Source organism: Alkalihalophilus pseudofirmus (genome assembly GCF_029094545.1).
GTDB lineage: Bacteria > Bacillota > Bacilli > Bacillales > Bacillaceae_D > Alkalihalophilus > Alkalihalophilus pseudofirmus.
The window spans coordinates 619,334-641,142 of sequence record NZ_CP117835.1 but is presented as its reverse complement, the minus strand read 5'-3'; the positions used below and the strand labels follow the sequence as shown (position 1 = coordinate 641,142).

The following is a 21,809-nucleotide window of genomic DNA, read 5'->3' as shown; positions in this document are numbered from 1 at the left end:
ACAATCCTCCACTCCCGACAAAAAAGACCCTGACCATCGTCAGAGTCTTAAGAGCAGGGATAAGCATTACCAATGCACCTGAAGCTGTTTTCCATCTGGATCATAGAAATAAAAGTAAGCATGACCATTGTCTTCTTTTATTTCCTCTACTTTAACTCCCTGCTCAGATAAGTGCTGATGAAATTCCTGCAGCTTAGGATTTGTGAAACCAACACAAAACTCAGATTCCCCGTTCACTGAAAAATGAGCATACGTCGCCTCTGTAGTTGGCACTAAGATAATCAACAAAGGCCCCTCATTCACTTTCATGATCGCAAAAGGATCGTGGGTAATGCTCAAAAGTTGAAACCCTAACACATCTCTATACCACACAGATGCAGTCTCTAAATTCCTCACCGGAATGCGAATGTAATGGACTTGATCAATGAATGATTGGTTCATGGCACTCTCCCCTCTTTGTAAAAACTAGTTATTAAGTCTATTTGACGTGAGGGAGAGATATCCTTTCACTTTTTTAGGAGTTTCTTATCTTGCTAGGGTAGGTATTCTTTATGCAAGAAGAAAGACGATCACGCTAAGCATAATCGTCTTTCGATGATTGTGTACGAATGAAGTGTGAAGCATTATAAGAACCTTGTTGGTTTTTAGGTATAGGTCCTCCTTGCAAATCAGCATAACAACGTGGGCCTTTCTCTTTATTGTTCTTCCTCAAGTAAATTATTAATCAGTTATTGCCCCTTTAGATGCAGAGGAAACTAAACGTGCGTATTTAGAAAGATACCCTTTTAAATCTTGTTGGGGAGCAGACCATTCCTTTCTTCTCACCTTAAATTCTTCTGGTGAAATATCGACTTGGAGTTCCTGAGTCTCACTATTGATCGTGATCATATCTCCTTCTTTAATTAATGCTATTGGTCCACCTACCTGTGCTTCAGGAGCGATATGACCAACGACTAATCCATGTGTACCTCCTGAAAATCTCCCATCAGTTATTAAACCGACCTTTTCGCCTAAGCCTTTTCCAACTACGATGGCAGTAATAGACAGCATTTCAGCCATCCCTGGGCCGCCCTTAGGACCTACATAGCGAATTACGATAACATCTCCTGAATTAATCTCATTGTTTAACACAGCTTTAGTAGCATCTATTTCTGTATCAAACACACGAGCAGGTCCGGTTATTTCTTTTATTTTTAATCCTGACATTTTTGCTAAAGCTCCCTCAGGTGCCAAGTTTCCTTTCAAGATAACTAAAGGCCCTGTTTTACGCTTAGGATTTTCAAAAGAAATAATTTCTTGACCTTCCCTTAATGGTTCCACTTCAGCAAGATTTTGTTCGAGTGTTTTCCCAGTAACTGTCATACAATCACCATGAAGAAGCCCCTTTTCAAGAAGTAATTTCATTACTCCCGGTACGCCTCCAATTTCTGATAAGTGTTCCATAACATATCGCCCGCTTGGTTTAAGATCTGCAATATGCGGCACACGCTCTCCGATTCGCTCAAAATCATCTAAGTCAAGGTCAACATCAACTGAATGAGCCATAGCGAGTAAATGGAGTACTGCATTAGTAGATCCGCCAAGAGCCATTACAACTGTGATGGCATTCTCAAATGCTTGTTTAGTCATAATATCCTTTGGAGTAATCCCTTTATCCAGTAAATTCATCACTGCCTTTCCTGCTTCTTCACAATCTTTTAATTTATCTGGCGTTTCGGCTGGATTGGAAGAACTTCCTGGCAGACTCATTCCCATTGCTTCGATCGCCGAGGCCATTGTATTTGCTGTGTACATCCCGCCACATGACCCAGCTCCCGGACAGGCTTGACATTCAATTTTATGTAGTTCATCACGGTCTATATCTCCATTATTGTATTTTCCGACTCCCTCAAAGGCAGAAACAATATCTATGTCTTTCCCATCTACTTTTCCTGGTCGAATCGTCCCCCCATATACAAATACAGACGGCAAATTTAAACGCCCTATCGCAATCATACATCCTGGCATATTTTTATCGCATCCACCTATTGCTACAACCCCGTCATAACTTTGAGCACCGATTACTGTTTCAATGGAATCGGCTATAACCTCCCGACTCGGTAATGAATAACGCATCCCTTCAGTTCCCATTGAGATACCATCTGATACTGTAATCGTATTGAAAATAAAAGGAGTTCCCCCATTCTCTAAAGTTCCTTCCTTTGTCTTTAGAGCCAACTTATCAATATGCATGTTACACGGTGTAACTTCACTCCAGGTACTAGCAATTCCTACAAAGGGTTTATTAAAGCCTTCGTCATTAATCCCCGTTGCCCTGATCATTGCACGATTTGGGGCACGATTTATATCGTTAAAAACTGAACTACGGCTTTTTGAAATATTTTTACTCATTTGAACACATTCTCCTTCATCTTTATAATTTTAAAATAAAATGTATAGCTAGATTATTCTAACTAAAAACAAGTTAAAGCATCTCGTTGATCCATCTTGGTAAACAACTGTGCACAGGTTTTGTCTATTGCAAACTTCCACTTCCAAGTAAACTATAAGTTTACTTTAATTAGAAAAAAACAACCCCTCAACTTAAAAATCCTGAAGCTCTGTATAATTTTATCGAAATATAAAGAATATTAAAATATCATAATAACATACTTAAACAAAAAAAGCATTAATCCCTCTTTAGATCAATGCTTTTTTTAGAAAGTATGGATTCAATCTTTGCAGCTATTTAACAAATTTGTAGTTGGGGTATCTCCTAACAAGATAAGACGTAAAGAGCGTGTTCGTATCGGAAGTGTTCATCTTGTTCTTAAACTCTTAAATTCTTTCACAAAGTCACCCTGAAATGAAGATTATGCTGCACAGTTTAGGTTGATTATGTAGCAAAATATTGATTTTGTACTTGAGAAACCGTTCCTTAATGCTTAAAGTTATGGTTGCTGGTCTAAGATTTCTGAGATAGCAATCTCTAAAGAATTTATCAAATGCTTCGTCATCATTAATTTTCTTCTTAATCATTCGTAATTCATCAGCAGTTAATTATTTCGTTTTTCACTAACAGGCTCCAACGCACACGATTTTAAGTTATTTTGATCGTGTTACGAAAACAATAAAAAAAAGACCTCAACATAACGTTGAAGTCTTGGTATTAGTAGCTATTAAGTACCGGTGGTCGGGGTCGAACCGACACTCCAGAAGGAACACGATTTTGAGTCGTGCGCGTCTGCCAATTCCGCCACACCGGCAAATCAAAAAAAGATAAAAAAAAATAATGGTGCGCCCTGAGAGATTCGAACTCCCGACCTTTTGATTCGTAGTCAAACACTCTATCCAGCTGAGCTAAGGGCGCAATATATGGTGCCGAGGGCCGGACTTGAACCGGCACGGTAGTCACCTACCGCAGGATTTTAAGTCCTGTGTGTCTGCCAATTCCACCACCCCGGCACGGCAGAAAAATCATTGGAGGCGGCACCCGGATTTGAACCGGGGATAAGGGTTTTGCAGACCCGTGCCTTACCACTTGGCTATGCCGCCTCAATTTAAACAAAAAAATGGAGCGGAAGACGAGATTCGAACTCGCGACCCCCACCTTGGCAAGGTGGTGTTCTACCACTGAACTACTTCCGCAAAAAATGGCTGGGCTAGCAGGATTCGAACCTACGCATGACGGAATCAAAATCCGTTGCCTTACCGCTTGGCGATAGCCCAAAATTAAAAATGGGGCGACTGATGGGAATTGAACCCACGAATGCCGGAATCACAATCCGGTGCGTTAACCACTTCGCCACAATCGCCGTAATAATATATTGGCAGGGGCAGTAGGAATTGAACCCACACCGGAGGTTTTGGAGACCTCTGTTCTACCTTTAAACTATGCCCCTATGAAGATGGTGGAGGGGGACGGATTCGAACCGCCGAACCCTGAGGGAGCGGATTTACAGTCCGCCGCGTTTAGCCACTTCGCTACCCCTCCAAACAACAATACCTATAATACAATATCATCTATCAATTCGTCAATACTAAATTAATATAATTGATATATTAAGATGGTGGCTTGGGACGGAATCGAACCGCCGACACATGGATTTTCAGTCCATTGCTCTACCGACTGAGCTACCAAGCCTTATTTTTAAAATGGCGGTCCGGACGGGACTCGAACCCGCGACCTCCTGCGTGACAGGCAGGCATTCTAACCAACTGAACTACCGGACCATTTTGGTTGCGGGGGAAGGATTTGAACCTCCGACCTTCGGGTTATGAGCCCGACGAGCTACCGAACTGCTCCACCCCGCGTCGTTTTAAAGTAAACGGATGTTGTTTTTTCAAAGAAGAATACCTCTCCTCTAAAAGTTTTGCCAACGATGCTATCATGCGTCGAGGTTACTCGAAGTTTCTCATGATGTAGTGCTCGTTGCTCCACCCGCGTCGTTTTAAAAAGTAAATGAGTATGATATAAATGGTGGAGGATGACGGGCTCGAACCGCCGACCCCCTGCTTGTAAGGCAGGTGCTCTCCCAGCTGAGCTAATCCTCCATCGCAGAAATAATAGATATATAAATGGTGACCCGTACGGGATTCGAACCCGTGTTACCGCCGTGAAAGGGCGGTGTCTTAACCGCTTGACCAACGGGCCAACTAATAAGTATATGAAATCTTTGCTGGCGGAGAGCGAGGGATTCGAACCCTCGAGACGGTTTTACACCGCCTACACGATTTCCAATCGTGCTCCTTCGGCCAACTCGGACAGCTCTCCTAATTGGCTCCACAGGTAGGACTCGAACCTACGACCGATCGGTTAACAGCCGATTGCTCTACCACTGAGCTACTGTGGAATATTAAAGCCTGGCAACGTCCTACTCTCACAGGGGGAAGCCCCCAACTACCATCGGCGCAAAAGAGCTTAACGACCGTGTTCGGCATGGGAACGGGTGTGACCTCTTTGCTATCGCCACCAGACTATGATTCACTTTACAGTGAATGTTTGAGATGGTTCTCTCAAAACTAGATAATGTGTAAACATATGTCAAGAATAATTTGGATAAGTCCTCGACCGATTAGTATCTGTCAGCTCCACATGTCGCCATGCTTCCACACCAGACCTATCAACCTCATCATCTCTAAGGGGTCTTACTGGATTAACTCCATGGGAAATCTCATCTTGAGGGGGGCTTCATGCTTAGATGCTTTCAGCACTTATCCCGTCCACACGTAGCTACCCAGCGATGCTCCTGGCGGAACAACTGGTACACCAGCGGTGTGTCCATCCCGGTCCTCTCGTACTAAGGACAGCTCCTCTCAAATTTCCTACGCCCGCGACGGATAGGGACCGAACTGTCTCACGACGTTCTGAACCCAGCTCGCGTACCGCTTTAATGGGCGAACAGCCCAACCCTTGGGACCTACTTCAGCCCCAGGATGCGATGAGCCGACATCGAGGTGCCAAACCTCCCCGTCGATGTGGACTCTTGGGGGAGATAAGCCTGTTATCCCCAGGGTAGCTTTTATCCGTTGAGCGATGGCCCTTCCATGCGGAACCACCGGATCACTAAGCCCGACTTTCGTCCCTGCTCGACTTGTAGGTCTCGCAGTCAAGCTCCCTTTTGCCTTTGCACTCTACGAATGATTTCCAACCATTCTGAGGGAACCTTTGGGCGCCTCCGTTACTGTTTAGGAGGCGACCGCCCCAGTCAAACTGCCCACCTGACACTGTCCCTGAACCGGATCACGGCTCGAGGTTAGAATGTCAGCACAGTCAGGGTAGTATCCCACCGACGCCTCCATCGAAGCTGGCGCTCCGACTTCCAAGGCTCCTACCTATCCTGTACAAACTGTACCAACATCCAATATCAAGCTACAGTAAAGCTCCATGGGGTCTTTCCGTCCTGTCGCGGGTAACCTGCATCTTCACAGGTACTATAATTTCACCGGGTCTCTCGTTGAGACAGTATCCAAGTCGTTACACCATTCGTGCGGGTCGGAACTTACCCGACAAGGAATTTCGCTACCTTAGGACCGTTATAGTTACGGCCGCCGTTTACTGGGGCTTCAATTCAGAGCTTCTCCCGTAAGGGATAACCCCTCCTCTTAACCTTCCAGCACCGGGCAGGTGTCAGCCCCTATACTTCGCCTTGCGGCTTCGCAGAGACCTGTGTTTTTGCTAAACAGTCGCTTGGATCTTTTCACTGCGGCTCTCTCGGGCATACACCCTACCAGAGCACCCCTTCTCCCGAAGTTACGGGGTCATTTTGCCGAGTTCCTTAACGAGAGTTCTCCCGAGCGTCTTAGAATTCTCTTCTCGCCTACCTGTGTCGGTTTGCGGTACGGGCACCTCTCACCTCGCTAGAGGCTTTTCTTGGCAGTGGAGGATCAGGAACTTCGGTACTAAATTTCCCTCGCCATCACAACTCAGCCTTCGTGAGAAGCGGATTTGCCTACTTCTCAGCCTAATTGCTTGGACGCACATATCCATCAGTGCGCTTACCCTACCTTACTGCGTCCCCCCATTACTCAAACGGTGAGGAGGTGGTACAGGAATTTCAACCTGTTGTCCATCGCCTACGCTTTTCAGCCTCGGCTTAGGTCCCGACTTACCCTGAGCGGACGAGCCTTCCTCAGGAAACCTTGGGCTTTCGACGGAGGGGATTCTCACCCCTCTTTTCGCTACTCATACCGGCATTCTCACTTCTAAGCGCTCCACCAGTCCTCACGATCTGACTTCGCTGCACTTAGAACGCTCCCCTACCACTGACACCTAAGGTGTCAATCCATAGCTTCGGTGATACGTTTAGCCCCGGTACATTTTCGGCGCAGAGTCACTCGACCAGTGAGCTATTACGCACTCTTTAAATGGTGGCTGCTTCTAAGCCAACATCCTGGTTGTCTGGGCAACTCCACATCCTTTTCCACTTAACGTATACTTTGGGACCTTAGCTGATGGTCTGGGCTGTTTCCCTCTTGACTACGGATCTTAGCACTCGCAGTCTGACTCCCGAGTAAAAGTTTTTGGCATTCGGAGTTTGACTGAATTCGGTAATCCTGTGGGGACCCCTAGTCCAATCAGTGCTCTACCTCCAAAACTCTCAACCTCGAGGCTAGCCCTAAAGCTATTTCGGGGAGAACCAGCTATTTCCGAGTTCGATTGGCATTTCACCCCTACCCACACCTCATCCCCGCATTTTTCAACATGCGTGGGTTCGGGCCTCCATTCAGTGTTACCTGAACTTCACCCTGGACATGGGTAGATCACACGGTTTCGGGTCTACGACGGCGTACTCATTCGCCCTATTCAGACTCGCTTTCGCTACGGCTCCGCCTTATCAGCTTAACCTTGCACGACATCGTAACTCGCCGGTTCATTCTACAAAAGGCACGCTGTCACCCATTAACGGGCTCCAACTAGTTGTAGGCACACGGTTTCAGGATCTGTTTCACTCCCCTTCCGGGGTGCTTTTCACCTTTCCCTCACGGTACTGGTTCACTATCGGTCACTAGGGAGTATTTAGCCTTGGGAGATGGTCCTCCCGGATTCCGACGGGGTTTCACGTGTCCCGCCGTACTCAGGATCCACTCAGGAGGAAATAGAATTTCGACTACAGGGCTGTTACCTTGTGTCGCGGACCTTTCCAGATCGCTTCGCCTATCCTATTTCTTTGTAACTCCGTATAGAGTGTCCTACAACCCCAAGAGGCAAGCCTCTTGGTTTGGGCTGATACCGTTTCGCTCGCCGCTACTCAGGTAATCGCATTTGCTTTCTCTTCCTCTGGGTACTTAGATGTTTCAGTTCCCCAGGTCTGCCTCCTCATACCCTATGTATTCAGGTATGGGTACTATTCCATTACGAATAGTGGGTTCCCCCATTCGGATATCCTCGGATCAAAGCTCACTTACAGCTCCCCGAGGCGTTTCGCCGTTCGTCGCGTCCTTCTTCGGCTCCTAGTGCCAAGGCATTCACCGTGCGCCCTTTCTAACTTAACCAAAATTTAAAAAAGGTTGTTGAATTCTTGACATGCTCGTTCAATCTTCTCTATTAAAAGATACCGATGAACAAATATGTTTACATGGACTTCAGATAAACTTCGAATCTCTTCGTCTACTTCACAACTCGTGTTCTCACGTACCGATGTACGATCCGAGCACTCATTTGATCGTATCCTCGATCTTCTCGTTTCTCTTTGTCCGTTTTCATTATCTAGTTTTCAAAGAACCAAGTACTAACTCTTACTCAACTTGGTGAGAATTAGTATCTAATTGAAGGATAGTTCCTTCAAAACTGAACAAGGCTACTGACTTCATTTACATCATGTAACACTTCTCAGTTTTCGCTTCATGCAGCCTTGCGACGAGTAATCGCAGGAGCAAAAGCTTTTAATAGAGAGTTTTGTGTTCTCTCAAAACTGAACAAAAGATCCAAAGCGTATATGATCGTAAGATCATACATCGACTAGAGTTAAATACTCCATAGAAAGGAGGTGATCCAGCCGCACCTTCCGATACGGCTACCTTGTTACGACTTCACCCCAATCATCTGTCCCACCTTAGGCGGCTGGCTCCAAAAGGTTACCTCACCGACTTCGGGTGTTACAAACTCTCGTGGTGTGACGGGCGGTGTGTACAAGGCCCGGGAACGTATTCACCGCGGCATGCTGATCCGCGATTACTAGCAATTCCGGCTTCATGTAGGCGAGTTGCAGCCTACAATCCGAACTGAGAATGGCTTTATGGGATTCGCTCAACCTCGCGGTTTTGCAGCCCTTTGTACCATCCATTGTAGCACGTGTGTAGCCCAGGTCATAAGGGGCATGATGATTTGACGTCATCCCCACCTTCCTCCGGTTTGTCACCGGCAGTCACCTTAGAGTGCCCAACTGAATGCTGGCAACTAAGATCAAGGGTTGCGCTCGTTGCGGGACTTAACCCAACATCTCACGACACGAGCTGACGACAACCATGCACCACCTGTCACTTTGTCCCCCGAAGGGGAAAGCTCTATCTCTAGAGTGGTCAAAGGATGTCAAGACCTGGTAAGGTTCTTCGCGTTGCTTCGAATTAAACCACATGCTCCACTGCTTGTGCGGGCCCCCGTCAATTCCTTTGAGTTTCAACCTTGCGGTCGTACTCCCCAGGCGGAGTGCTTAATGTGTTAACTTCGGCACTAAGGGCATCGAAACCCCTAACACCTAGCACTCATCGTTTACGGCGTGGACTACCAGGGTATCTAATCCTGTTTGCTCCCCACGCTTTCGCGCCTCAGCGTCAGTTACAGACCAGAGAGTCGCCTTCGCCACTGGTGTTCCTCCACATATCTACGCATTTCACCGCTACACGTGGAATTCCACTCTCCTCTTCTGTACTCAAGTCTCCCAGTTTCCAATGACCCTCCACGGTTGAGCCGTGGGCTTTCACATCAGACTTAAGAGACCGCCTGCGCGCGCTTTACGCCCAATAATTCCGGACAACGCTTGCCACCTACGTATTACCGCGGCTGCTGGCACGTAGTTAGCCGTGGCTTTCTGGTTAGGTACCGTCAAGGTGCCGCCTTATTCAAACGGCACTTGTTCTTCCCTAACAACAGAGCTTTACGATCCGAAAACCTTCATCACTCACGCGGCGTTGCTCCGTCAGACTTTCGTCCATTGCGGAAGATTCCCTACTGCTGCCTCCCGTAGGAGTCTGGGCCGTGTCTCAGTCCCAGTGTGGCCGATCACCCTCTCAGGTCGGCTACGCATCGTCGCCTTGGTAAGCCGTTACCTTACCAACTAGCTAATGCGCCGCGGGCCCATCTGTAAGTGATAGCCAGAGGCCATCTTTTACCGCTCCACCATGAGGTGGAACGGATTATCCGGTATTAGCCCCGGTTTCCCGGAGTTATCCCAGTCTTACAGGCAGGTTGCCCACGTGTTACTCACCCGTCCGCCGCTAACATCAGGGAGCAAGCTCCCATCAGTCCGCTCGACTTGCATGTATTAGGCACGCCGCCAGCGTTCGTCCTGAGCCAGGATCAAACTCTCCATAAAAGTGTTTGATTAAGCTCAAAAATAATTCATTGACGAGATATCATGTATCTCTATTTCGCTTGGCTTTTGTTCAGTTTTCAAAGAACTTGTTTGTCGTTGTTGGCGACTTCATTATCTTATCAAATCGTGATTTGAATGTCAACAACTTTTTTGAAAGTGTTTTTCGTGCGTAACAACTGTTGTTGTCAGCGACAAGTAATAATTTATCACGCACGCAAAACAAAGTCAACACTTTTCATCAATTTTATTTTAAGTATTTAATCTATAGCGAATATGGTGGATTCCTTGTGCTTTTGATTCATGATGATCTATTACTAGAAACTCTTTCTCTATTAAGAAATTGACCAACAATTCAAGGTCGATCCGGTAATCTTGCACCTCTGGTATCTCCATCATTTCAGCAATCGTAAATGAGTCTCCTCTATCTGCTAGTAATGAACGAAAATGCTCAGAACCAATTTCTGTTTTAGAACGGACAGCTATTTCAGTTGCTAAGATTAATAATTCAATCCGTTGTTCTAGGGACTCCTCACTCTTAAGAAGTTCTCTATAGAGTTTGTATGTTTCAGGTTCAATTTTTCTTACTTGGTCCCACACAGTCACCTCTGGATAATAACCATGATTAATGACTGCAAGTCTTGCTAAGTGATGAAGAGAATGCATCATGTTACTGAACGCATCAAAAGGTTGTTCATTATAGAATAAAATCTTTCCCTCATCGAATCGTCTTAGCATCTTTGTAAATTGAATGGTCATCTTCTTCATTCGATCACCAGGAGGAAAGGTTTCAATTCTTTCTTTTACTCCTTTAAGGAATTCGTTGCGATCAAATACTACTTTACCATGAAAGAGCCAATCCACTAACCTGCGATGTGTTCCTGCTATTAATGAATGGTGCATTGTTGTTTGACTTAAAGAATGCAGAGCTACTTTCATATCATCCACTTGATAGTGTTTTACATGCCAGTCTACTTCTGGATTATTTTTTATGACTAACACAATGGCATCAAAGCCATCTAATATTGATAACGGGGATAACTCTTTTTGGATCACTAATATTGCAAACGTATCATCCTCACTTGCTCGATCTTGATACAGCTGCCTCAGTAAAACATTCATTCCTATTCCTCCTTATTAAGCAAAACCTTACGCAAATCCTCTCGAAAAACCTCTCATAAAACTTCTCACATCAACCTCGCATATCCTATTCGACAATTAATGGGGGAATCCTTCACAAAGTAGTGAAATTCATACTTGATTCATAGGTTGTTCCTATCTTATATGCTATACTCGTATCTAGGAGGGACGAATATGGCTATTAAATATACAAACAAAATAAATAAGATTCGAACGTTTGCTTTATCGCTTGTATTTATCGGTATTCTCGTTATGTACATAGGAATTTTCTTTAGAGATTCTCCTATTCTCATGACGATCGCAATGCTAATAGGCTTTCTTTTTATTATTGGAAGTACGGTGGTTTATTTCTGGATTGGTATGCTTTCTACAAAGTCTGTTCAAGTAGTATGTCCAAGCTGTAAAAAACCTACAAAAATGCTAGGCCGCGTGGATGCATGTATGCACTGCAGCGAGCCGCTTACACTAGACCCTTCTCTAGAAGGAAAAGAGTTCGATGAATCATATAATAATAAATCAAAACGAAGCTGATCGGCTTCGTTTTTTTATGCACAAAAAAACCTTAAGCAATATGCTTAAGGCGTAAAATAATAAAAGATTTAATGTTGTACTTTTTTGGTGCACTCAGTACACGTTCCGTAAATTTCCATACGGTGGCTATGCACCTTAAATCCAGTCACATGCTCAGCAAGAGTTTCCACTTCATCAAGACCAGGATAGTGAAAATCAACAATCTTACCACAATCTTGGCAAATGACATGATAATGATCAGATGTAACACAATCGAAGCGGCTTGAAGAGTCTCCATACGTTAACTCTTTTACAATTCCCACTTCCTTAAACACACGCAGGTTGTTATAGACTGTTGCTACACTCATATTAGGGAAACGGCCCTCCAAAGCTTTATAAATATCATCAGCAGTTGGATGCATTGACGTTTCATATAGAAATTCTAAAATGGCATGACGTTGAGGCGTCATACGAACACGGGTGCTTTTAAGTGCATCAATTGCATCTTGCAAGCGATGATTAGACATCGTCATGCACCTCACTTTCAACAAACATTCTTACTTTATAATATTTATAATTAGTATAATACATCTTGGCAGGATAAGTCAATGTTATAGGCAGACTCCCCCTATATGCGTTTTATCAATTATAAAAAAGGAACAGCATGCGAAGCGTTCACTAAAAATGAAGTATACCGATGAGCTGTACTTGATTTTCTTTTCTTCTTTCCTTCTACCGTAAGACACGCGGCCTTTAAAGCCGTTTTCAACTTAGGAAGGTCTTCTTCTTCTACACCAAACAGAAAGGTTGTATTACCCTTCTTTAAAAAGCCACCTGAACTAGCAAGCTCGGTCATTCGATACCCCTCATCTCGCAGTTCCTTTTCCACTTCATCCGCATAAAAATCATCAATGATACAAATTAGAAGCTTCATGGCCTGCCCCCCTTTTTATTAATACCCTTTAGTTAGATCTATTCTTATGAGGGTTTCGTTCCTTCCATTTAGATAGCCAATTAAGTTCTTTTTAAAGATTTCCATTGCTCTTCTTTGATACTTGGAGGACACCCCGGAGATATGTGGGGTGATCGTTACGTTTTTGTGCTTCCAAAAAGGATGGTTGGCATCTAATGGTTCTTCTTTAAACACATCTAATCCAGCTCCAGCCACTTGACCGGCATCTAGTGCTTGGATTAATGCGTGTTCATCAACTGTTTTACCACGCCCTATGTTAATAAAATACGCTCCTTTTTTCATAGAAGCAAACTTTTCTTCATCCATAAATGAAGCTGTCTTCGTAGTAAAAGGTAGGACGTTTACAACAAAATCTGATTGTCTTAATAATGCATCTACTGTATCTTCCGTATACATTTTTTCGATAAACGGGGCATCATTACCTGAACTATTCATGCCAAGCGTTCTCATCCCAAAAGCCTGGCATAATCTAGCGACTTCTTGTCCAATAGCCCCTGCCCCAAGGATTCCTACAGTTAATCCGTTAAGCTCAAAGACGGGTACGCTTCTCTCCCAGTTTGCTGCCTCTTCATTTTTTATAAATGTTTTTGTCTTCTTAGCCATTTGCAGCATCATATTAAGAGTATATTCCCCCATCGGGACAGCATGAATTCCGCGGACATTAGTCACGATAATATTACGTTTGCAAATAGCCTCATGCGGCATCTTCTCGAGTCCTGCAGCAAGGACCATGATCCATTTAAGCTGCTTGGCCTCTTTTATATGTTCATCCGTTAAATCTTCTCCGTATGTAAGCAGCACCTCACAGTCCTGCACTTCCTCTCCTACTTCTTTCATGCCATAACGAAAGGAAAAGTCGATATCAGGAAAGTCTGCTAGGAGCTGTGCTTTAATCTCATCTTTTAACCTTGCTGAAGAGACAATCTTCATAGTAGTCCCACCTCCTGTATTCCAAAAAAGCGAGAGTCCCCCCTCGCTTTTATTCTTTATGTTTTTTACACTTCTACTTCTTCTTTAATGAAAGTCAGCGCTTCTTCTACGTGATCTTTCACACGTACTTTACGCCATTCTTTAACGACCTTGCCTTCTTTATCAATTACAAAGGTAGATCTTTCAATCCCCATATATTCTTTACCGAAGTTTTTCTTTAGTTTCCACACATCAAATAACTCCGCTACAGCATGATCTTCATCTGCTAATAAAAGAAATGGGAGATCATATTTTTCAATAAACTTCTCATGCCTTGCTAAAGGATCCGGACTCACTCCTAGAATCACTGTATCTAACGATTCAAATGATTCTACTCGGTCACGGAAATCACATGCTTGAGTTGTGCATCCAGGTGTCATATCTTTTGGATAAAAATACAGCACAACATTCTTTCCTCTGAATTGACTTAAAGAGACTTGCTCCCCGCTGCTTGCTTCTAATGTAAAATCAGGTGCAACTTGTCCGATTTCAATAGCCATATTGCCACAACCTTTCTAGATATAGTGATATGGATTAGGATACGGATTCTTCGTGTTTATTACAACTATTCTACCTTATTTTCTAGACGAATAACAGTTGTGACAACAAACGCTGCTGGCAGCAGATAACCAAATAAAGCTTGTATGATCGCTAAAATCCTCCCTACCCCCATTGGTACAATATCACCGTATCCAACGGACAAAAGTGTGATCGCACTAAAATACACCACATCTAAAACTAAATGAGTTAACTCTCCACCCACGTTTCGGTTTGCTTCTGCTAATACAGGGATACCGAGTAACTCAAGCACCATATACATTAAGGCAAATGCCAGCATTACCGTCACATACACATTAACCAACATCGCAAAATGTCTTAGCGAGACCTTGTGCCTCCCTCGCATCGGTTTATACCTAAGCAGCAACAAAAAGCTCATTATGACACCTAATGCTGCAACGAACATACAAAAATACAACAGCCAATGGTCCATCAGCCCACCTCTTCACCAGAAAAACACTAATAAAAATTGCTTATTAAATATATGACTGAGTATTCAAATAAATACTAGCCTTATTAGTTTAGGTATATTATGATGAGTGAGAACGATTGTTTGTTTTAATCACATCATACACCCTGACTTTTTATACCTCCTAGAATGTAGTGACGTTCATTGTAAAAAAGGAGGTCGTTTAGTTATGCATTCATTATCAGACGACGTTTTGATACAAAGTTATTACCGAGCACAAGAATACGGATTAGACGATGATTTCCTCGACTTATTATTTCGAGAGCTATGCAAGCGCAACCTTCAACATCTCGCATCGCAACTTTCTACACACCCACAAGAATAAACCTCAATTCTTCTTTGCACCTACACAGTCTGCTTATACATTTCCCTTTAGCTTGTCCTAAGTCTCAGCTTATGATTGAATATCTATATACATGATCTACATTTAACTGCTGTATTGAACTGAATATGATTTAATCTATTATTTATAGTTCAATAGGCAGGATACTTGAGTGTTTGGAGGAAATATTTAGATGAACTTTACAAATTCAGAAGCCTTATATAAAGAGGCCCAAGAACATATTGTCGGCGGTGTGAACAGTCCTTCCCGTGCTTTTAAAGGGGTTGGCGGCGGCTCACCTGTTTTTATGGAACGTGCAAAAGGTGCTTATTTTTGGGATGTAGACGGTAATCAATATATCGATTATTTAGCCGCATACGGTCCTATTATAACAGGCCATGCTCATCCTCATATTACGGAGGCAATTACAACGGCCGCCCAGAACGGAGTCTTATACGGTACACCGACTAAGCTCGAGAACAAATTTGCCAAAATGTTAAAAGAAGCGATTCCTTCATTAGAAAAAGTCCGCTTTGTCAATTCTGGTACAGAAGCTGTCATGACAACCATTCGTGTTGCCCGTGCGTACACAGGACGGGATAAGATTATTAAATTTGCCGGCTGTTATCACGGTCATTCAGATCTAGTTCTAGTAGCAGCAGGCTCTGGCCCATCTACCCTAGGAACACCAGACTCTGCCGGTGTAACCAAAAATATCGCTAAAGAAGTTATTACTGTCCCATTCAATGATATTGAAGCTTATAAAGAAGCACTCCGGAAATGGGGCGATGAGATCGCTGCTGTTCTGGTTGAACCGATTGTCGGGAATTTCGGGATTGTGGAACCAGATCCAGGGTTTCTTGAGGCAGTTAATACACTAACCCATGAGGCCGGGGCACTTGTTATTTATGACGAGGTAATCACAGCATTCCGTTTCATGTACGGCGGCGCTCAAAATTATCTAGGCGTGGAACCGGATATGACAGCATTAGGTAAAATTATCGGCGGAGGGCTTCCGATTGGAGCTTACGGCGGCCGTGTAGATATTATGGAAAAAGTTGCACCGCTTGGACCAGCCTATCAAGCAGGTACTATGGCTGGTAACCCTGCTTCAATGAGTGCAGGCATTGCTTGTTTAGAAGTCCTTAAAGAAGATGGTGTATATGAAGAATTAGACCGTCTGGGAGCCATTTTAGAAGAAGGGATTGTTGAACTTGCTTCTAAACATGAAGTGGAAATTACGGTGAACCGTTTAAAAGGAGCATTAACGATCTACTTTACCAATGAAGTCATCCGAAATTATGACCAAGCTGAGAAAACAAATGGAGAACAATTCTCTGTTTTCTTTAAAGAAATGCTAAAACAAGGCATTAACTTAGCCCCATCGAAATATGAAGCATGGTTCTTAACAACCGCTCATACAGATGAGGATATCACTAAGACGTTAGAAGCTGTTGACCATGCATTCAAATGTGTCGCTGAAATGATCTAACGATGGTGATAAGCCGCCGGCTGAATAGTAAATTGCGCTTATCTACTTAATGATTGCGTCGTTTACCAGCCTAATTGCGCCTCTCTAGTCTTATTGTGTCCGTTCAATCTTATTATGCGTCATTCATTAGTTAGAATAAATGCATCACTTCATCGGTTAATTACGTCACTTTGGTTCAATTAACTATCATACGAAAAAGCGCTGGTTTAAACCGGCGCTTTTTTTAATACACTAAAAGGGGTATGGATAAAACAAACAGACAAAAAATAATAAACGCTTACAATTTTTGTTTTTATAAAAAGTGGTTGATTCTTTTCAGTGGTCGTTGTATAGTACGTTCGGTATGATTTTATTAATGGATGCTATCGTTGCTTCTTTTTAAAGACTAGTAAAAAAACGATGAGCAGAAAGGACATTTAGTTACCATGAAACTTGGAGCTCGTATATTTAAGACGGGTCTTGCCATTATTGTATCTTTATATTTTGCGATATGGGTTGGTCTTGAACCGCCAATGTTTGCAGCACTTGCTGCCGCATTTGCGATCCAGCCATCTATCTACCGTACGTTCCAAACGATTTTAGAACAAGTTCAAGCGAATGTGATCGGTGCGGTCCTTGGAGTTATTTTTGTGATGACATTTGGTCATGAACCGTTTGTTGTTGGGTTGGTTGTTATTTTAGCCATTGCCATTATTCTTAAAGTGAAGCTTGAGCCTACGACGATTCCCTTAGCGATTGTTACCATTATCATCGTTATGGAAAGTCCAGCTGATAATTTTATCGAATTTGCTACAGGGCGATTTATGTTGATTATTATTGGGGTGTTTGCTGCCTTTTTAGTTAACCTGTTATTTATCCCGCCCCGCTATGAAACGAAACTTTATCATAAAATGCTTAAAGCAACAGAAGATATTATTCAATGGACCATGCTTTTCTTGCGGAAAGATGCTGACCCAAGAATGTTAAAACGTGATATCTCAAGACTTGATGAACAAATGGTTAAATTAGATAATTTGTATCTCCTTTATAAAGAAGAAAGAAATTATTTTCTGAAAAATAAATACGGAAAAGCACGGAAGATTGTGTTATTCCGCCAAATGCTGATTACAACGAAAAAGTCATTTATTGTCTTGAAGAATCTTGAACGGCGATCAGAGGAACTGCACCAGCTGCCTTGTGAAGTCCAAAAAGAAATCGAGATGCAATTAAATCGCTTAACCCAGTACCATGATCGTATCCTCTTACGATATGTAGGAAAAGTTCAATCACTTCCTGCTGATGAGACGGTGCAGGAGATTAATGATGGGAAAGCCGCTTTAACGGATCTGTACATTAATTTATACGATGATCCGGATACTGTTCGAACGCAGTGGCTGCATATTCTGCCAGCCGTCTCGCAGATAGTAGAATATCAAGAGCAGCTTGAACACTTAGATCACCTAGTAGACAGCTTTTTCAGTTATCATAAAAAAGAAAATAAAGTAACCGTGCAAGAGCAAGAAGAAGAATAATTAAACAAAAAGACGTCCATTACACTTAAGCCTAAGTGATGGACGTCCTTTATTATGATAATTGCTGGACATCAAAAAGTTTCTGATAATGCCCTGCTTTTTTCATTAATTCTTCATGGGTGCCGCTCTCAACAATCTCGCCGTTCTCAATTAATACAATCCGGTCGGCATGAGTAATCGTTGATAGACGGTGTGCAACAATAAAAGTCGTTCGATTTCTTGCTAACTTTTCAAGCGCTTCTTGAATGTAGTGTTCACTTTCTAAATCTAGAGCAGATGTCGCCTCATCAAAAATTAAAATAGGCGGATTTTTCAAAAAGACACGTGCAATTGCCACACGCTGTTTTTGCCCTCCAGACAGCTTAACACCTCGCTCACCGACTTCGGTATCATATCCATTCGGCAAATTCATGATAAAGTCATGCGCATTCGCTGCTTTTGCTGCAGCAATCACTTCTTCATCAGTCGCCTCTGGATTTCCCATTAAGATATTCATTTTGACGGAATCACTGAACAAAATATTATCTTGAAGCACCATTCCAATTTTATCTCTGAGCATGCGCACTTGAAAATGTCTAATATCTACTCCATCAAGTGTGATCCGTCCGCTCGACACATCATAAAACCTTGGAATTAGACTGATAAGCGTACTTTTTCCGCCTCCGCTCATCCCTACAAATGCGACCGTTTCTCCCTCTTTTATATCCAGGGAAACGTTTTTTAAGACCGGCTTCTCTTCATTATCATAATAGAACGAAACATCCTCAAACTGAACTCGTCCATGTGCGGAGTCGAGCGGTTTGGCATCTAAAGAGTCTTCAATATCATACTTTTCATCGATAAACTCAAATACACGATCCATTGAAGCAATAGCCTGCGTTAAGGTTGTAGATGAGTTAACAAGCCGGCGCAACGGACCATATAAGCGCTCCATATATAAAACAAAGGCCGTCATTGCCCCAATCTCAAGGTTTCCTGTAATAACAAAGTACCCTGAGACGACAATAACTAAGAGCGGAGCTAAGTCTGTGATTGTATTTACAACCGCAAACGTTTTAGCGTTCCAGCGTGTGTGATCCAGGGCACGGTCTAAGAAATGATTATTACGTTTTGCAAATTGGTGCTGTTCATGCTCCTCAAGTGCGAAGCTCCTTATCACATTCATCCCTTGAACACGTTCATGCAAATGTCCCTGCACTTCGGCTAAAGCTTGTGAACGCACTCTCGTAAGATGCCTCAATCTTGCATAGAAAAACTTCACTGAAAAGCCGTATAACGGAAACATTGAAATAGCTACCAGCGTGAGCCACACATTAATATTCAACATAATTATAATGGCAATAATAATCGTAAATAGATCAAGCCAAATATTCATTAAACCAGTAATTACAAAATTCTTCGTCTGCTCAACGTCATGTATCACACGAGAAATAATTTCTCCTACTTTTCGGTTCGAATAAAATCTAAGACTTAATTTTTGGATATGGGTAAATAATTGATCACGTATATCATACAGCACTTTACTGCCTATCCACTGTGCATAATATTGTCTTAAGTATTCAATCGGAGGTCTGAGGACAAGGAAAATAAAGAACATTCCTCCCATTATCCAGAACAACGTTGAAAGCTTCTCATCTTGCGGCATTCCTTCAACCAAAATAATATCATCAATGACATACATCATAACGAGCGGAAGCAATAAAGGAATCCCAAATTTTAATACACCGATCACGATTGTCCAAAAAATTTGCTTCCAGTACGGCTTAACAAAGGCCATATAACGTTTCATACTATTCAATTATGCCCACCCCCTTTTTTAGTAGTATGACGGAAAAGAAAGCCTGGTAACCAGGCTTTCCTTCAGTGTCTAGTATTTTTATCTATATTGTAGAAAGCGCTCATACCAGCTCTCTACAAATTGCGGGGCAAATGGACCCTTGCGTTGATGAATCCATGAAATCAATTCATCGACACTGCGTTTTAGAATATCATCAATCTCAGGCGGATAATTCATTAATTTGCTATGCAGTTCGTATTCATCTTCATCTAAGAGCTTAAAGGTCATATCTGGATATACTTTAATATCAAGGTCATAGTCAATGTATTTTACTGCTTCCTCATCCCATGTAAACGGGGTGCCAAGATTACAGTAATAGTAAATTCCATCTGCTCGAATCATACCGATCGTATTAAACCATTGCTCAGAATCAAAATAACAGATCGCTGGCTCACGTGTTCTCCAGTTGCGTCCATCTGATTCTCTCACAAGAATTCGATCATTACCTCCGATTACAACCTTTGACGTCCCTTTAAGCACTATTGATTCTTCCCAAATCCGATGAATGGATCCATTGTGTTTATAACTCTGGATCTGAATAGTACTGCCTACTTTGGGAAAATTCATAAACGTCTCCTTTCCACTAGAAGTTTGGACGTCTGTAAGTAGAGTAGTCTCTTTTACGCTTGTACATTGTTAGCCACACCATACACTTCTACATTCTACCCTACAAACTGCTTATCGCCATTCCAATTTCGTCAACTTTACTTTCATTCTCTTCTATTATACAGTGTTCCCCATCTTTTTGAAACGGTAAGCGCCTGTAACGAATAAAATTGGCGATTGACTCAAACATTTTTCATTTATTTTATGTAAAAAATATAAAAAAAGCACCCACAAGACGTATTGTCTGTGAGTGCTTTTCTCATCGTTTGATTAACGATTTTGTTGGTTTTGTTGTTGATTGTAGTTTGTAGAAGCTTGGTTTTTGTGAGCTTCTGATTGAGCGTTTTGCTGACGAACTTCTTGAGCGTTCGTTTCGCTAGCAAACTCAGTGTTGTAGCTGTTTCCTTGAGCAGAAGCAGCGTTTTGCTTTTGTACCTTTTGAGCGTTTGTTTTAGACGCTTGTTGTTGCTGTTGTTGTTGGTTTTGTTGTTGGTTGTTCATGTGATATCACCTCCACAAAAGTTAATATGTGCAGGGGTGAATCATTTTATTCAAAAAAATTAAGTTAATAATGAAATCCCGCCATCAACGATAATCGTCTGTCCGCGAATCATTTTTGCTTGATCAGATAATAAAAACATTACCGTATCCGCTAAGTCTTCTGCCTCCACAATTCTTCCTGCCGGGGTGCGTTTCGCTGCATCTTCTAATAATTCTTCACGGTTTGGAAAATGAGTCAATGCATCTGTATCAACAGCTCCACCAGACACAGCATTGACTGCGATTCCCATCTCAGCAAGCTCTACAGCAAGATAACGCGTTAATGCTTCAACTGCTGCTTTTGATACACCTACAGTCGTATAGTTCTTTAAATAACGAATCGACCCTAGAGAACTTAAGCTGACAATTTTACCGCCTCCCGTTTTCTCCATTCGCTTAGCAGCTTCCTGTGCACAAAACAACAATGCTTTGCTGTTAATATCCATCGTCCAATCCCAATGACTTTCTTCAAGCTCCATTAAAGGACGAAGCACGCCGGATGCGGCATTATTTACAAGGATATCTAAGCGGCCGTATTCTTCATCAATCTTTTCAAACATTTCTTTAATCTTCTCAGGCTTCCCTACATTCGCCTTAACGACAAATGCCTTTCTTCCTAAAGCTTCAATTTCAGCCGCTGTATCTAAAGCTGCTTGTTTACTTCTTGCATAATTAATCACCAAGTCATATCCCTGCTCAGCTAATCGTAGAGCAATTCGTTTGCCGATCCCTCGGCTGCTCCCTGTTACTAATGCTACTTTTTGTTCCATATGTATATCCTCCATCATCATTAGTCTTTTTACATTATATCGCATAGAGTTCATGACGAACAGAAACACTAAGGAAAACTTCTTCTACCTAGAAGACCATAG

General features: G+C 42.6%; 16 protein-coding genes, 16 tRNA genes and 3 rRNA genes. 4 read left to right on the top strand and 31 right to left on the bottom strand.

Features of this window, described 5'->3' with window-relative positions; genetic code table 11:
* Positions 1 to 66: 66 nt before the first annotated feature.
* The 22 genes from PQ478_RS03330 to PQ478_RS03225 all read right to left on the bottom strand — a co-directional run bounded on the left by PQ478_RS03330 (position 67) and on the right by PQ478_RS03225 (position 11,132).
* Entirely contained in the window at positions 67 to 441 is a 375-nt protein-coding gene (locus PQ478_RS03330) for a VOC family protein (RefSeq protein ID WP_289235815.1), read from the bottom strand.
* A gap of 279 nt (positions 442 to 720) precedes the next feature.
* Positions 721 to 2,391, bottom strand: coding sequence for a dihydroxy-acid dehydratase (ilvD, locus tag PQ478_RS03325; protein WP_289235814.1), 1,671 nt, complete (start codon positions 2,389 to 2,391; stop codon positions 721 to 723).
* Positions 2,392 to 3,163: 772 nt separating this feature from the next.
* Positions 3,164 to 3,245 (bottom strand) — tRNA-Leu (locus tag PQ478_RS03320).
* Between the two features lie 27 nt (positions 3,246 to 3,272).
* Positions 3,273 to 3,349: transfer RNA gene (locus PQ478_RS03315), tRNA-Arg, on the bottom strand.
* Positions 3,350 to 3,355: 6 nt separating this feature from the next.
* A tRNA-Leu gene (locus tag PQ478_RS03310) sits at positions 3,356 to 3,444 on the bottom strand.
* 16 nt (positions 3,445 to 3,460) lie between these two features.
* Positions 3,461 to 3,534 (bottom strand) — tRNA-Cys (locus PQ478_RS03305).
* An 18-nt stretch (positions 3,535 to 3,552) separates the two neighbouring features.
* Positions 3,553 to 3,627 (bottom strand) — tRNA-Gly (locus tag PQ478_RS03300).
* A 6-nt stretch (positions 3,628 to 3,633) separates the two neighbouring features.
* Positions 3,634 to 3,708 (bottom strand) — tRNA-Gln (locus PQ478_RS03295).
* Positions 3,709 to 3,718: 10 nt separating this feature from the next.
* Positions 3,719 to 3,794 (bottom strand) — tRNA-His (locus PQ478_RS03290).
* A 13-nt stretch (positions 3,795 to 3,807) separates the two neighbouring features.
* Positions 3,808 to 3,881 (bottom strand) — tRNA-Trp (locus PQ478_RS03285).
* A gap of 7 nt (positions 3,882 to 3,888) precedes the next feature.
* Positions 3,889 to 3,973: transfer RNA gene (locus tag PQ478_RS03280), tRNA-Tyr, on the bottom strand.
* Positions 3,974 to 4,047: 74 nt separating this feature from the next.
* Positions 4,048 to 4,123 (bottom strand) — tRNA-Phe (locus PQ478_RS03275).
* A gap of 12 nt (positions 4,124 to 4,135) precedes the next feature.
* Positions 4,136 to 4,212 (bottom strand) — tRNA-Asp (locus PQ478_RS03270).
* A 4-nt stretch (positions 4,213 to 4,216) separates the two neighbouring features.
* Positions 4,217 to 4,293 (bottom strand) — tRNA-Met (locus PQ478_RS03265).
* A gap of 164 nt (positions 4,294 to 4,457) precedes the next feature.
* Positions 4,458 to 4,533, bottom strand: a tRNA-Val gene (locus tag PQ478_RS03260).
* A 25-nt stretch (positions 4,534 to 4,558) separates the two neighbouring features.
* A tRNA-Glu gene (locus PQ478_RS03255) sits at positions 4,559 to 4,633 on the bottom strand.
* 26 nt (positions 4,634 to 4,659) lie between these two features.
* Positions 4,660 to 4,753, bottom strand: a tRNA-Ser gene (locus PQ478_RS03250).
* A gap of 4 nt (positions 4,754 to 4,757) precedes the next feature.
* A tRNA-Asn gene (locus PQ478_RS03245) sits at positions 4,758 to 4,832 on the bottom strand.
* Between the two features lie 8 nt (positions 4,833 to 4,840).
* Positions 4,841 to 4,956, bottom strand: a 5S ribosomal RNA gene (rrf, locus tag PQ478_RS03240).
* Positions 4,957 to 5,034: 78 nt separating this feature from the next.
* A 23S ribosomal RNA gene (locus tag PQ478_RS03235) occupies positions 5,035 to 7,974 on the bottom strand.
* Between the two features lie 487 nt (positions 7,975 to 8,461).
* Positions 8,462 to 10,013, bottom strand: a 16S ribosomal RNA gene (locus tag PQ478_RS03230).
* The 16S, 23S and 5S rRNA genes sit together here with 16 tRNA genes alongside, the layout of an rRNA operon.
* A 249-nt stretch (positions 10,014 to 10,262) precedes the next feature.
* Complete coding sequence (locus PQ478_RS03225) at positions 10,263 to 11,132, bottom strand: nucleotidyltransferase-like protein (RefSeq protein WP_012957605.1); 870 nt, start codon at positions 11,130 to 11,132, stop codon at positions 10,263 to 10,265.
* 192 nt (positions 11,133 to 11,324) lie between these two features.
* On the opposite strand from PQ478_RS03225, the gene PQ478_RS03220 reads away from it, so the two are divergent.
* The gene (locus PQ478_RS03220; RefSeq protein ID WP_012957604.1) at positions 11,325 to 11,681 is read left to right on the top strand and encodes a YgzB family protein; all 357 of its coding nucleotides are present in this window, start codon (positions 11,325 to 11,327) and stop codon (positions 11,679 to 11,681) included.
* Between the two features lie 68 nt (positions 11,682 to 11,749).
* Here the strand turns inward: PQ478_RS03220 and perR are convergent, their stop codons facing one another.
* The 5 genes from perR to PQ478_RS03195 form a co-directional block, all read right to left on the bottom strand.
* Positions 11,750 to 12,187, bottom strand: coding sequence for a peroxide-responsive transcriptional repressor PerR (gene perR / locus PQ478_RS03215; RefSeq protein ID WP_012957603.1), 438 nt, complete (start codon positions 12,185 to 12,187; stop codon positions 11,750 to 11,752).
* A 119-nt stretch (positions 12,188 to 12,306) separates the two neighbouring features.
* Positions 12,307 to 12,594, bottom strand: a complete 288-nt coding sequence (locus PQ478_RS03210) for a cyclic-di-AMP receptor (protein WP_012957602.1) — start codon at positions 12,592 to 12,594, stop codon at positions 12,307 to 12,309.
* 18 nt (positions 12,595 to 12,612) lie between these two features.
* Entirely contained in the window at positions 12,613 to 13,563 is a 951-nt protein-coding gene (locus PQ478_RS03205) for a D-2-hydroxyacid dehydrogenase (RefSeq protein WP_289235813.1), read from the bottom strand.
* Between the two features lie 65 nt (positions 13,564 to 13,628).
* Entirely contained in the window at positions 13,629 to 14,102 is a 474-nt protein-coding gene (gene bcp, locus PQ478_RS03200) for a thioredoxin-dependent thiol peroxidase (RefSeq protein ID WP_289235812.1), read from the bottom strand.
* Between the two features lie 65 nt (positions 14,103 to 14,167).
* Positions 14,168 to 14,593: a potassium channel family protein gene (locus PQ478_RS03195; RefSeq protein ID WP_012957599.1), complete on the bottom strand. Its 426-nt coding sequence runs from the start codon at positions 14,591 to 14,593 to the stop codon at positions 14,168 to 14,170.
* A 205-nt stretch (positions 14,594 to 14,798) separates the two neighbouring features.
* Between PQ478_RS03195 and sda the strand changes: the two genes are divergently transcribed.
* The 3 genes from sda (at position 14,799) to PQ478_RS03180 (ending at position 17,954) form a co-directional block, all read left to right on the top strand.
* Positions 14,799 to 14,954, top strand: a complete 156-nt coding sequence (gene sda, locus PQ478_RS03190; RefSeq protein ID WP_012957598.1) for a sporulation histidine kinase inhibitor Sda — start codon at positions 14,799 to 14,801, stop codon at positions 14,952 to 14,954.
* 190 nt (positions 14,955 to 15,144) lie between these two features.
* On the top strand, positions 15,145 to 16,443 hold the full coding sequence (locus PQ478_RS03185) for a glutamate-1-semialdehyde 2,1-aminomutase (protein ID WP_289235811.1): 1,299 nt from the start codon (positions 15,145 to 15,147) through the stop codon (positions 16,441 to 16,443).
* 425 nt (positions 16,444 to 16,868) lie between these two features.
* The gene (locus PQ478_RS03180; protein ID WP_012957596.1) at positions 16,869 to 17,954 is read left to right on the top strand and encodes an FUSC family protein; all 1,086 of its coding nucleotides are present in this window, start codon (positions 16,869 to 16,871) and stop codon (positions 17,952 to 17,954) included.
* A 52-nt stretch (positions 17,955 to 18,006) separates the two neighbouring features.
* On the opposite strand, the gene PQ478_RS03175 is transcribed toward PQ478_RS03180, so the two are convergent.
* From PQ478_RS03175 to fabL, 4 genes are all read right to left on the bottom strand, one after another.
* Positions 18,007 to 19,752 (bottom strand): ABC transporter ATP-binding protein, encoded by a 1,746-nt coding sequence (locus PQ478_RS03175; protein WP_075684162.1) that lies wholly within the window; start codon positions 19,750 to 19,752, stop codon positions 18,007 to 18,009.
* A 78-nt stretch (positions 19,753 to 19,830) separates the two neighbouring features.
* A complete protein-coding gene (ntdP, locus tag PQ478_RS03170; RefSeq protein WP_012957594.1) occupies positions 19,831 to 20,358 on the bottom strand; it encodes a nucleoside tri-diphosphate phosphatase in 528 nt (175 codons plus the stop codon).
* 309 nt (positions 20,359 to 20,667) lie between these two features.
* Positions 20,668 to 20,898 (bottom strand): gamma-type small acid-soluble spore protein, encoded by a 231-nt coding sequence (locus tag PQ478_RS03165; RefSeq protein WP_289235810.1) that lies wholly within the window; start codon positions 20,896 to 20,898, stop codon positions 20,668 to 20,670.
* A gap of 59 nt (positions 20,899 to 20,957) precedes the next feature.
* Positions 20,958 to 21,707 carry an enoyl-[acyl-carrier-protein] reductase FabL gene (gene fabL / locus PQ478_RS03160; protein ID WP_012957592.1) on the bottom strand — a complete coding sequence of 250 codons (750 nt, stop codon included), beginning with the start codon at positions 21,705 to 21,707 and terminating at the stop codon, positions 20,958 to 20,960.
* Between the last annotated feature and the right edge of the window lie 102 nt (positions 21,708 to 21,809).

Coding starts and splice junctions, on each gene's coding strand:
- bcp (WP_289235812.1), bottom strand. CDS start 14,102: ATGGCTATTGAAATCGGACAAGTTGCACCTGATTTTACATTAGAAGCA.
- PQ478_RS03205 (WP_289235813.1), bottom strand. CDS start 13,563: ATGAAGATTGTCTCTTCAGCAAGGTTAAAAGATGAGATTAAAGCACAG.
- fabL (WP_012957592.1), bottom strand. CDS start 21,707: ATGGAACAAAAAGTAGCATTAGTAACAGGGAGCAGCCGAGGGATCGGC.
- PQ478_RS03220 (WP_012957604.1), top strand. CDS start 11,325: ATGGCTATTAAATATACAAACAAAATAAATAAGATTCGAACGTTTGCT.
- sda (WP_012957598.1), top strand. CDS start 14,799: ATGCATTCATTATCAGACGACGTTTTGATACAAAGTTATTACCGAGCA.
- PQ478_RS03210 (WP_012957602.1), bottom strand. CDS start 12,594: ATGAAGCTTCTAATTTGTATCATTGATGATTTTTATGCGGATGAAGTG.
- ilvD (WP_289235814.1), bottom strand. CDS start 2,391: ATGAGTAAAAATATTTCAAAAAGCCGTAGTTCAGTTTTTAACGATATA.
- ntdP (WP_012957594.1), bottom strand. CDS start 20,358: ATGAATTTTCCCAAAGTAGGCAGTACTATTCAGATCCAGAGTTATAAA.
- PQ478_RS03185 (WP_289235811.1), top strand. CDS start 15,145: ATGAACTTTACAAATTCAGAAGCCTTATATAAAGAGGCCCAAGAACAT.
- perR (WP_012957603.1), bottom strand. CDS start 12,187: ATGTCTAATCATCGCTTGCAAGATGCAATTGATGCACTTAAAAGCACC.
- PQ478_RS03195 (WP_012957599.1), bottom strand. CDS start 14,593: ATGGACCATTGGCTGTTGTATTTTTGTATGTTCGTTGCAGCATTAGGT.
- PQ478_RS03165 (WP_289235810.1), bottom strand. CDS start 20,898: ATGAACAACCAACAACAAAACCAACAACAACAGCAACAACAAGCGTCT.
- PQ478_RS03225 (WP_012957605.1), bottom strand. CDS start 11,132: ATGAATGTTTTACTGAGGCAGCTGTATCAAGATCGAGCAAGTGAGGAT.
- PQ478_RS03180 (WP_012957596.1), top strand. CDS start 16,869: ATGAAACTTGGAGCTCGTATATTTAAGACGGGTCTTGCCATTATTGTA.
- PQ478_RS03330 (WP_289235815.1), bottom strand. CDS start 441: ATGAACCAATCATTCATTGATCAAGTCCATTACATTCGCATTCCGGTG.